The sequence below is a fragment of the Pseudomonas sp. SDO5591_S426 genome (genome assembly GCF_054070755.1).
Window position 1 is genome coordinate 1 of sequence record NZ_JBSVXD010000192.1, and the last position, 10,326, is coordinate 10,326.

The window sequence follows — 10,326 nt, forward strand, 5'->3', positions numbered from 1 at the left end:
AATGCATTTCAACTGTGGGAGCCAGCCTGCTGGCGATTGGGGTCGCCAAGAATCATCCAGTAAAAACTCGAATACTGGCCTTTCATCCAATTGTCATATTTCAGCCATAGAGTGTTCACACGGCCTGCTGATACTTGGCCCCGACTTAACACACCCTATCTGCTAGGAGTAAGGCATGAAACTGAAGCGTTTGATGGCGGCAATGACTTTTGTCGCTGCTGGCGTTGCGACTGCCAACGCGGTTGCCGCTGTTGACCCTGCTATCCCGAGCTACACCAAGACCACTGGTGTGTCGGGCAACCTGTCCAGCGTTGGTTCCGATACCCTGGCCAACCTCATGACCCTCTGGGCTGAGAACTACAAAAAAGAATACCCGAACGTAAACATCCAGATTCAGGCCGCTGGCTCCGCCACTGCGCCACCTGCGCTGACTGAAGGCACCTCCAACCTGGGCCCGATGAGCCGCAAGATGAAGGACACCGAACTGGCTGCCTTCGAGCAGAAGTACGGCTACAAGCCAACCGCTATCCCGGTTGCCGTGGACGCCCTGGCTGTGTTCGTACACAAGGACAACCCGATCCAGCACCTGACCATGGAACAAGTCGACGCGATCTTCTCGTCCACTCGTCTGTGCGGCGCTAAAACCGACGTGAAAACCTGGGGTGACCTGGGCGTGACCGGCGACCTGGCCAACAAGCCGGTTCAACTGTTCGGTCGTAACTCGGTATCCGGCACCTACGGCTACTTCAAGGAAGAAGCCCTGTGCAAAGGCGACTACAAGCCAAACGTGAACGAACAACCAGGTTCGGCTTCGGTCGTGCAGTCGATCAGCTCCTCGCTGAACGGCATCGGTTACTCGGGCATCGGCTACAAAACCGCTAGCGTGAAGACTGTGGCCCTGGCCAAGAAAGGCAGCCAGGACTTCATCGAAGACACCGAAGAAAACGCCCTGAACGGCAAGTATCCGCTGTCGCGTTTCCTCTACGTTTACGTCAACAAAGCCCCGAACAAGCCTCTGGCCCCGCTGGAAGCCGAGTTCGTGAAACTGGTTCTGTCGAAACAGGGCCAGGAAGTTGTAGTGAAAGACGGTTACATCCCACTGCCAGCCAAGGTTGCTGCAAAAGCACTGGCTGACCTGGGTCTGCAAGAAGGCGGCGCTGAAGTCGCAAAAAAGTAAAACCCTGATCCGGGGTTAGCCCCGGATCTGTAGGAGCTGTCGAGTGAAACGAGGCTGCGATCTTTTGATCTGGCTTCGAACGGCAAGATCAAAAGATCGCAGCCTCGGTTCCCTCGACAGCTCCTGCAACCCCCAAATTTTGCGCTCCGCTGCCGGTTCCACCGGGCGGCGGATTTGTTGCGTCACCGCACTGTCATCTTTCTGTCATACAGGATCGCTAGGGTGTGCGAATGAATGATCTGGCCAATTCCAACATGACTACTAATCCCCCCAAGCGAATTGACTTCAATACGCCTGAGTTGCAACGCAAGCGCCGCATCCGCGCGCTCAAGGATCGCTTCACTCGCTGGTACGTCCTCATCGGCGGCCTGGCGGTGCTGGCAGCCATCACACTGATCTTCTTCTTCCTCGCCTATGTCGTTGCGCCCCTGTTCCAGGGTGCCAGCCTGACGGCGAAAGATGCGATCACCCCAGCCTGGATGCAGGACGCCGGCAAGCCACTGATGATCTCGCTCGAAGAGCAGAACCAGGTGGCGATGCGAGTTTCCGACAAGGGCCAGGCATTGTTCTTCGATATCGACAGTGGCGCCGAACTCAAGCGCGTCGATCTGCCTGTTCCGGCCGGCACAACCGTGATCTCCATCGGTGAAGACCAGCCAGGTCATCCGCTGGTGGCCGTGGGCTTGTCCAACGGTCAGGCACTGGTGTTCCGTCACACCTACAAAGTCAGCTACCCGGACGGCAAGAAAACCATCTCGCCAGCCATCGAATATCCGTATGGCGAAACTCCGATTGCACTGAACGAATCCGGCGGCGCGCTGGAACACGTCAGCCTCAACGCCACCGATTCGACCCTGATGCTGGTCGGTTCCACCGGTTCGCAACTCAATGTTCTGTCGCTGACCAGCGAAGAAAACATGATGACCGGGGAAATCACCAACGAGCAGAAGCGTATCGACCTGCCGCAAATGAGCGAGCCGGTGAAGAACATCTTCGTCGACCCGCGTCAGCAGTGGTTGTACGTGATCAACGGTCGCGCCCAGGCCGACGTGTTCAGCTTGCGCGACAAGAGCCTCAACGGTCGCTACAAATTGCTGGAAAACGGCGAGGCTGAAATCACTGCCAGCACCCAACTGGTTGGCGGTATCTCGCTGATCCTGGGTGACTCCAAAGGTGGCCTGGCCCAGTGGTTCATGGCGCGCGACCCGGATGGCGAGCAACGCCTGAAGCAGATCCGTACTTTCCAGATGGGCACCACGCCAATCGTTGAAATCACTGCCGAAGAGCGCCGCAAGGGCTTCATTGCACTGGACGCCTCCGGCAAGCTCGGCGTATTCCACAGCACCGCGCACCGCACTTTGCTGGTTGATCCGGTGGTCGAAGGCCAAGGCATTTTCGGTCTGTCGCCACGGGCTAACCGCGTGATCGTGGAAGCCGGCGGCAAGCTGCACCCGCTGCTGCTCGACAACCCGCACCCGGAAGTGTCGTGGAGCGCGTTGTGGAGCAAGGTCTGGTACGAGAACTACGACGAGCCTAAATACGTCTGGCAATCGACAGCCGCCAACACCGATTTCGAACCCAAGCTGAGCCTGTCGCCGCTGACCTTCGGTACCCTGAAAGCCGCGTTCTACGCCATGCTGCTGGCCGCTCCACTGGCCGTTGCTGCCGCGATCTACACCGCGTACTTCATGGCGCCGGGCATGCGCCGCAAGGTCAAGCCAGTGATCGAGCTGATGGAAGCGATGCCGACGGTGATCCTCGGCTTCTTCGCCGGTCTGTTCCTCGCGCCGTATGTGGAAGGGCATTTGCCGGGCATCTTCAGCCTGTTGATGTTGCTGCCGATCGGCATTCTGGTGGCGGGTTTCGCCTTCAGTCGCCTGCCTGAATCGATCCGCCTCAGAGTGCCGGATGGTTGGGAAAGTGCGCTGCTGATTCCAGTGATCCTGTTCGTGGGCTGGCTCTCGCTGTACATGAGCCCGTTCATGGAGAACTGGTTCTTCGGCGGTGACATGCGCATGTGGATCTCCCACGACCTGGGCATCACTTACGACCAGCGCAACGCTCTGGTGGTTGGTCTGGCCATGGGCTTCGCGGTGATCCCGAACATCTACTCGATCGCCGAAGACGCCGTGTTCAGCGTGCCGCGTGGCCTGACCCTCGGCTCTCTGGCCCTCGGCGCCACGCCGTGGCAGACCATGACTCGCGTGGTGATCCTGACCGCCAGCCCGGGCATCTTCTCGGCGCTGATGATCGGCATGGGTCGTGCGGTCGGTGAAACCATGATCGTGTTGATGGCCACCGGTAACACCCCGGTCATGGAAATGAACCTGTTCGAAGGTCTGCGCACCCTGGCCGCCAACGTCGCGGTGGAAATGCCGGAGTCGGAAGTCGGCGGCAGCCACTACCGCGTGCTGTTCCTCTCGGCGCTGGTGTTGCTGTTGTTCACCTTCGTCATGAACACCCTCGCGGAACTGATTCGTCAGCGTCTGCGCAAGAAATACTCGTCGCTTTAAGAAAGGTAGAAGTCTGTGAAACAGAACTCCCTGAAAGGATGGTTCAAGAGCGGCGCCCCCGGCGTCTGGATCAGCGGTGGCGCGGTGTCCATCGCGGTCATCATGACCATTGGCCTGCTGGCAGTGATTGCCGTGCGTGGCCTGGGTCACTTCTGGCCGGCGGATCTGGTGCACGCCAGCTACGACGTGCCGGGCCAGGCTAATCACCTGGTGGTCGGCGAAATCGTACAGAAGGAAGAAGTGCCGCGTGCGCGTCTGAAGAGCGCCGGCCTGCCGGTGCCTGATGAAGGCCCGGAGTTCATGACCCGCGAGCTGATCAAGGTCGGCAACCGTGACCTGAACGGCAACGACTTCACCTGGATCGTCGGCGAGTGGCTGACCAACCAGAAGACCCCGGTCGAATTGATGGCGCTGGAGCGTCGCGAGTGGGGCAACTTTTACGGTTACCTGGTCAACGTCAAACAGGACGGCAAGGTCATCGCCGAGGGCGAAGCTGCCTGGCCAGAGCTGCAAGCGCGGATCAACCGCGTGAATCAGCTGGCCGCGCAACTCAAGACCCTGGAAAAGGTCGATATCGGTGCGATCAACGCCGGTCTCGAACGCATCCGTCTGCATAGTCGCAAACTGGAACTGGATGGCAAGCTCGACGCCGCCGCGCAAGCGGACATGGAATCCGAGCGCGCTGAATTGAACGCCCGTTATCAGGACATCGAAGCGCGACTGAGTGACCTGCACGCGCAGTTCAACCGCGATGCGTTGACCGCTCGCGACGCTAACGGCAAAGAGATCGAAATCGGTCTGGGCAAAGTGGTTCACGCCTACCAGCCGAACGCGATGAGCACCTTCACCAAGGTTGGTTTCTACTTCAGCAAGATCTGGGAGTTCCTCTCGGACGACCCGCGTGAAGCGAACACCGAAGGCGGGATTTTCCCGGCGATCTTCGGCACCGTGATGATGACGTTGATCATGGCGATGATCGTGACCCCGTTCGGCGTACTGGCCGCGGTGTACCTGCGTGAGTACGCCAAGCAGAACACCCTGACGCGGATCATCCGTATCGCGGTGAACAACCTCGCTGGCGTTCCGGCGATCGTTTACGGCGTGTTCGGTCTGGGCTTCTTCGTTTACGTACTCGGTGGTTCGGTCGACCGCTTGTTCTTCCCGGAAGCGTTGCCGGCGCCGACCTTCGGTACGCCGGGTCTGCTCTGGGCTTCGCTGACACTGGCGCTGCTGGCGGTGCCGGTGGTGATCGTGGCCACGGAAGAAGGTCTGGCACGTATCCCGCGTACCGTGCGTGAAGGCTCGTTGGCCCTCGGCGCGACCAAGGCTGAAACCTTGTGGAAGATTGTGATCCCGATGGCCAGCCCGGCGATGATGACCGGCATGATCCTCGCCGTGGCCCGTGCCGCCGGTGAAGTGGCGCCGCTGATGCTGGTGGGTGTGGTGAAACTGGCGCCGTCGCTGCCGGTGGATGGCAACTATCCGTACCTGCACCTGGACCAGAAAATCATGCACTTGGGCTTCCACATTTATGACGTCGGCTTCCAGAGCCCGAACGTTGAAGCCGCGCGACCGCTGGTGTACGCCACGGCGCTGCTGCTGGTGCTGGTGATCGCGACGTTGAACCTGTCGGCGGTGTACATCCGGAACCACCTGCGCGAGAAGTACAAGGCTTTGGACAGTTAAGACAAACCCTGTGGGAGCTGGCTTGCCAGCGATGGCATCACCGCGGTGCTACTGGCAGGCCGAGTCGCCTGAATCGCTGGCAAGCCAGCTCCCACAAGGATTGACGCAAGCCCACAGATTTTCAGTAACCCATTGGCAAAGCCAGTGGTTCAACGAACCGAATTTGTTAGCACAGGGAGCCTCCCATGCAGCACGAAACACATACCCACGGCATCAACATGTCTGCCCTGGGCCGCGACAAACAGAGCCTGAGCCTCGAGCAGGAAACCGTGGCCATCGAAGTGCCCGGCCTGAGCCTGTTCTATGGCGACAAGCAAGCGCTGTACGACGTCAGCATGAACATCCCGAAACAGCGCGTGACCGCCTTCATCGGCCCGTCCGGCTGCGGCAAGTCCACGCTGCTGCGGACCTTCAACCGCATGAACGACCTCGTTGACGGCTGCCGCGTCGAAGGCGAGATCAACCTGTACGGCAACAACATCTACCGCAAGGGCGAAGACGTGGCCGAGCTGCGTCGTCGCGTCGGCATGGTGTTCCAGAAGCCGAACCCGTTCCCGAAAACCATCTACGAGAACGTGGTCTACGGCCTGCGCATCCAGGGCATCAACAAGAAGCGCGTACTCGACGAAGCCGTTGAATGGGCACTGAAAGGCGCGGCACTGTGGGACGAAGTCAAAGACCGTCTGCACGAGTCGGCACTGGGCTTGTCCGGTGGTCAGCAGCAACGTCTGGTGATCGCTCGCACCATCGCCGTAGAGCCGGAAGTACTGCTGCTCGACGAACCGTGCTCGGCACTCGACCCGATCTCCACGCTGAAAGTCGAAGAGCTGATCTACGAACTGAAATCGAAATTCACCATCGTCATCGTGACCCACAACATGCAACAGGCCGCGCGGGTTTCCGACTACACGGCGTTCATGTACATGGGCAAACTGGTGGAGTTCGGCGACACCGATACCCTGTTCACCAATCCGGCGAAGAAGCAGACCGAAGACTACATCACCGGTCGCTACGGCTAGGAAGCTGTGGTTGTTCACTGAACTGACGCTGCGGCCCACCGCACCTTACCGGACGCTCCAAGGACGCCAACATGATTAGTAAAGAAGGCCTTACCCACCACATTTCCGCGCAGTTCAACGCCGAGCTTGAGGAAGTGCGCAGCCACCTCCTGGCCATGGGCGGACTGGTCGAGAAGCAGGTCAACGACGCGGTGACCGCGCTGATCGAGGCCGACTCCGGCCTGGCTCAGCAGGTGCGCGAGATCGACGATCAGATCAACCAGATGGAACGCAACATCGACGAAGAATGCCTGCGCATTCTGGCCCGTCGTCAGCCGGCAGCGTCCGACTTGCGCCTGATCATCAGCATTTCCAAGTCGGTGATCGATCTGGAGCGCATCGGTGACGAAGCGACCAAGATCGCCCGTCGCGCCATCCAGTTGTGCGAAGAAGGCGAAGCGCCGCGCGGGTACGTCGAGGTTCGTCACATCGGCGATCAGGTGCGCAACATGGTTCGCGATGCGCTGGACGCGTTTGCCCGCTTCGACGCCGACCTGGCGCTGTCGGTGGCGCAGTACGACAAGATCATCGACCGCGAATACAAGACCGCCCTGCGTGAGCTGGCGACCTACATGATGGAAGATCCACGCTCTATCTCGCGGGTCTTGAGCATTATCTGGGTGCTGCGTTCGCTGGAGCGCATCGGCGACCACGCGCGCAATATCTCGGAACTGGTGATTTACCTGGTGCGCGGCACCGACGTACGTCACTTGGGCCTCAAGCGCATGAAAGAAGAAGTTGAAGGAACAAGCGGCGAAACCGCTAATGTTCCGGGCAAAGCTGACGATAAGTAAGATTGCCCAAGTAAAGCGCCCGGCCTTTTGGCCGGGCGTTTTTATTTGCGGCCCACGAATTCGTAAAGCAGCACCCCGCGAACGAAAAGTCCGGCGTGACTGAAGGTTTTTGGCAATGTGCCATCAGCAAAGCGGTATGCTTGCCGGGATTTTTTAAAGGGGTTATGGATGAGTAAGGTCAGTGTTTTGGTCGTGGACGACGCCTCGTTCATTCGTGACCTGGTGAAGAAATGCCTGCGTAACTATTTCCCGGGCATGCGGATCGAAGACGCCGTCAACGGCAAAAAGGCTCAGGCCATGTTGGTCAAGGAAGCGTTCGACCTGGTTCTGTGCGACTGGGAAATGCCGGAAATGTCCGGGCTGGAACTGCTGACCTGGTGCCGCGAGCAAGACAACCTCAAAGGCATGCCGTTCGTGATGGTGACCAGCCGTGGCGACAAAGAGAACGTCGTGCAGGCGATCCAGGCCGGTGTCTCCGGTTACGTCAGCAAGCCGTTCACCAACGAGCAACTGATCACCAAGGTCAAGCAGGCGCTGCACAAGGTCGGCAAGCTCGACGCCTTGATCAACGTCGCGGCGACCAAAACCAGTTCGGCATTCGGCAACGATTCCCTGAGCGCTTTGACCGGCGGCAAGCCTGCCGTGGTTGCGGCGGCACCTGCTGCAGCACCGTCCCGCGGACTGCTCAACAGCCCACCGGTCAAGGCACCGGTGGCCGCTGCTGCAGCCGGAGGAGGACGTGGCCAGGGCCAATTGCGCCTGCCGAACGGCATCCAGCAATGCGTGATCAAGGCCCTGAGCCTCAAGGAAGCACTGCTGGTGGTCAAACGCGCGGACACCCTGCCGCAAGTCCTCGACAGTGCGGTGCTCGACCTGGAGCAGGGCGACAACGCCGAAACCGCGCGCCTCAACGGCTACCTGCACGCGATCGTCGCCCACGAACAGAAACCCGACAGCGAATGGCTGCAACTGACCTTCCGCTTCGTCGATCAGGACGCGCAGAAACTCGACTACATCTCCCGCCTGATTGCCCGTGGTACTGCGCAGAAGCACTTTATTCCGGGGGCTTAAGACTGCGTCGCCTGAAAGTCCGCTATCGCGAGCAGGCTCGCTCCCACAAGGATCACACTGAACCTGTGGGACCGAGTCCGTGTATCCGATCTTACGTACACTCGGCTTGATTTATATTGGTTCTGATATAGATTGCAGGGTAAGGTTTTGCGTTTTCTGCCATGCCTTGCAACACACCTCAGCGTCATAAATCGCTTTTGCCTATTACGCTTTTCCTCTCGGTAATGGGAGAAGTCGATGGCGAGACACAAGGACGTGGTGTTTGTCGGGAGTGCGCTCAAGGATCTGAGAGCGTTTCCGGTTGATGCGCGCAGGGCTGCGGGATTCCAGTTGGATCTTTTGCAACAGGGCGATGAGCCTTTTGACTGGCGGCCCATGAAAACAGTAGGGCGTGGGGTCAACGAAATCAGAATCACCGAGGAGTCGGGGGCGTTCCGCGTGTTCTATGTGGTCAACCGGCCCGAGGCAATCTACGTTTTGCACGCCATGCACAAGACCACTCGGAAAACCGAAGCTCGGGACATCGAACTGGCACGCGCCAGATATCAGGAAATAGGTTAATGCCATGAAGGATCATCAAAACCAATCTCTGCGTTTCTCGAGTGTTTGGAATGCACTGGAAGAGACTCCGCAGGAAGCGGCGAATATGCGTCTGCGGGCCAAACTGATGCGCACACTTTGCGCGACCATTCGAGCCTGGGAGCTTCCGCAGAAAGACGCGGCGAAGCGTCTGGAGATCACTCAGCCCAGGCTCAACGACATGCTTAATGGCAAGATCGACAAATTCTCTCTGGATGCGTTGGTCAATTTGTCAGCCGCCGCAAAGCTGGAAGTTGATATTTGCTTCCTCTCGACCCAGACACTTCAGTTGGCCTGACTCGTTCAATCCCGGCAGCTCACTTCCAAAGGTGATATCAATTCTGTAGGAGCGAGCCTGCTCCGGGCGGCGCTCCGACGAAGGGGCCGGAACGATCACCGCTCATCCCCCGCCCCGCCCATTTTGAAACATCTGTCGGCCACGCCGGTCCATTCCGACTGCTAGGCTAAATCCCAGGCCTTACTCGACAGAATCCTTCCCCATGTTCGCGCGCCTGCTGTTTTTCTGTGGTCTGTGCATGGCCTGCGCCTCGGCCATGGCCATGACGATCTACAAGTCCACCGATGCCAATGGCGTGGTCTCTTACAGTGACCGCCCCACAAAAGGCGCCAAGGTGTTCGTTTTTCGTGATCGGATGGTCGAGAACCTTGGGCGTCAGGTGTACTACGTGATCATGAAGAAGGACGGCGTGGACAGCGTGTACGTGCGCAACGACCTGTATGCGCCGGTAGAGATCGAATTGAGTTTCGCCGGCGTGAAGAACGTCAGCGGCGCACCGGGTCGGCCGATCCGGCGGGTGATACCGCTGCGCACCAGCATTCGTCTGGCGCAGCTCACGGCGAAACAAGCCACTAAGCCGCTGGCGTATATCCCCAAGCTCAAGTATTCGCTGGGCGACCCCTCAGGCACCGCCGTGGGCTACCGGTATCCGTTGCCCTGGCGTGGCGGCCCATTCCGGATCAGTCAGGGCGCCAATGGTCCCTACAGCCATTTCGGCCCCAAGAGCCGTTACGCCATAGACATTGCCATGCCTGAGGGCACGCCGATCATTGCCGCGCGGGGCGGGGTGGTGGTGAAAACCGAAAACAGCCAGGCTGGGCGTGGCACCGATGCATCCGGCAATTTCGTGCGGGTGCTGCACAATGACGGGACGATGGGTGTGTACCTGCACCTGAAGAAAGGCTCGGTCAGGGTTCGAGAGGGGCAAAAGGTGGCGGTGGGCAGTGCCTTGGCGCTGTCGGGCAATACTGGCAACAGCACCGGGCCGCACCTGCATTTCGTGGTGCAGCGCAATACGGGGATGGGGCTGGTGTCGATTCCTTATCGGTTCAATCAACCGGTGGGGGCACTGCCCAACTTTGCGTTGGGCAAGCAATAGAGGCTTGAAGCAAAAGATCGCAGCCTTCGGCAGCTCCTACAGGTTCATGTG

At 59.2% G+C, this 10,326-nt stretch carries 9 protein-coding genes; all 9 read left to right on the forward strand.

Going from position 1 to position 10,326, the window contains the following annotated elements; all coding sequences use genetic code 11:
• Positions 1 to 175: 175 nt before the first annotated feature.
• The 9 genes from ACW9JC_RS25380 to ACW9JC_RS25420 all read left to right on the forward strand — a co-directional run bounded on the left by ACW9JC_RS25380 (position 176) and on the right by ACW9JC_RS25420 (position 10,275).
• A complete protein-coding gene (locus ACW9JC_RS25380) occupies positions 176 to 1,177 on the forward strand; it encodes a phosphate ABC transporter substrate-binding protein PstS (protein WP_007971739.1) in 1,002 nt (333 codons plus the stop codon).
• A 479-nt stretch (positions 1,178 to 1,656) separates the two neighbouring features.
• Entirely contained in the window at positions 1,657 to 3,690 is a 2,034-nt protein-coding gene (locus tag ACW9JC_RS25385; protein ID WP_457458401.1) for an ABC transporter permease subunit, read from the forward strand.
• Positions 3,691 to 3,705: 15 nt separating this feature from the next.
• A complete protein-coding gene (gene pstA, locus ACW9JC_RS25390) occupies positions 3,706 to 5,376 on the forward strand; it encodes a phosphate ABC transporter permease PstA (protein ID WP_338584027.1) in 1,671 nt (556 codons plus the stop codon).
• Between the two features lie 185 nt (positions 5,377 to 5,561).
• Complete coding sequence (gene pstB, locus ACW9JC_RS25395) at positions 5,562 to 6,395, forward strand: phosphate ABC transporter ATP-binding protein PstB (protein ID WP_338584028.1); 834 nt, start codon at positions 5,562 to 5,564, stop codon at positions 6,393 to 6,395.
• A gap of 71 nt (positions 6,396 to 6,466) precedes the next feature.
• Positions 6,467 to 7,228 (forward strand): phosphate signaling complex protein PhoU, encoded by a 762-nt coding sequence (gene phoU, locus ACW9JC_RS25400; protein WP_008150055.1) that lies wholly within the window; start codon positions 6,467 to 6,469, stop codon positions 7,226 to 7,228.
• 168 nt (positions 7,229 to 7,396) lie between these two features.
• Positions 7,397 to 8,299 carry a response regulator gene (locus tag ACW9JC_RS25405; RefSeq protein ID WP_338584030.1) on the forward strand — a complete coding sequence of 301 codons (903 nt, stop codon included), beginning with the start codon at positions 7,397 to 7,399 and terminating at the stop codon, positions 8,297 to 8,299.
• A 237-nt stretch (positions 8,300 to 8,536) separates the two neighbouring features.
• Positions 8,537 to 8,860: a type II toxin-antitoxin system RelE/ParE family toxin gene (locus ACW9JC_RS25410; RefSeq protein WP_416128719.1), complete on the forward strand. Its 324-nt coding sequence runs from the start codon at positions 8,537 to 8,539 to the stop codon at positions 8,858 to 8,860.
• 4 nt (positions 8,861 to 8,864) lie between these two features.
• Positions 8,865 to 9,176 carry a helix-turn-helix domain-containing protein gene (locus tag ACW9JC_RS25415; RefSeq protein WP_457458397.1) on the forward strand — a complete coding sequence of 104 codons (312 nt, stop codon included), beginning with the start codon at positions 8,865 to 8,867 and terminating at the stop codon, positions 9,174 to 9,176.
• Between the two features lie 202 nt (positions 9,177 to 9,378).
• On the forward strand, positions 9,379 to 10,275 hold the full coding sequence (locus ACW9JC_RS25420) for a peptidoglycan DD-metalloendopeptidase family protein (protein WP_457458399.1): 897 nt from the start codon (positions 9,379 to 9,381) through the stop codon (positions 10,273 to 10,275).
• Positions 10,276 to 10,326 lie beyond the last annotated feature (51 nt).

Coding starts and splice junctions, on each gene's coding strand:
- ACW9JC_RS25410 (WP_416128719.1), top strand. CDS start 8,537: ATGGCGAGACACAAGGACGTGGTGTTTGTCGGGAGTGCGCTCAAGGAT.
- ACW9JC_RS25405 (WP_338584030.1), top strand. CDS start 7,397: ATGAGTAAGGTCAGTGTTTTGGTCGTGGACGACGCCTCGTTCATTCGT.
- ACW9JC_RS25415 (WP_457458397.1), top strand. CDS start 8,865: ATGAAGGATCATCAAAACCAATCTCTGCGTTTCTCGAGTGTTTGGAAT.
- pstB (WP_338584028.1), top strand. CDS start 5,562: ATGCAGCACGAAACACATACCCACGGCATCAACATGTCTGCCCTGGGC.
- phoU (WP_008150055.1), top strand. CDS start 6,467: ATGATTAGTAAAGAAGGCCTTACCCACCACATTTCCGCGCAGTTCAAC.
- ACW9JC_RS25380 (WP_007971739.1), top strand. CDS start 176: ATGAAACTGAAGCGTTTGATGGCGGCAATGACTTTTGTCGCTGCTGGC.
- ACW9JC_RS25420 (WP_457458399.1), top strand. CDS start 9,379: ATGTTCGCGCGCCTGCTGTTTTTCTGTGGTCTGTGCATGGCCTGCGCC.
- ACW9JC_RS25385 (WP_457458401.1), top strand. CDS start 1,657: ATGCAGGACGCCGGCAAGCCACTGATGATCTCGCTCGAAGAGCAGAAC.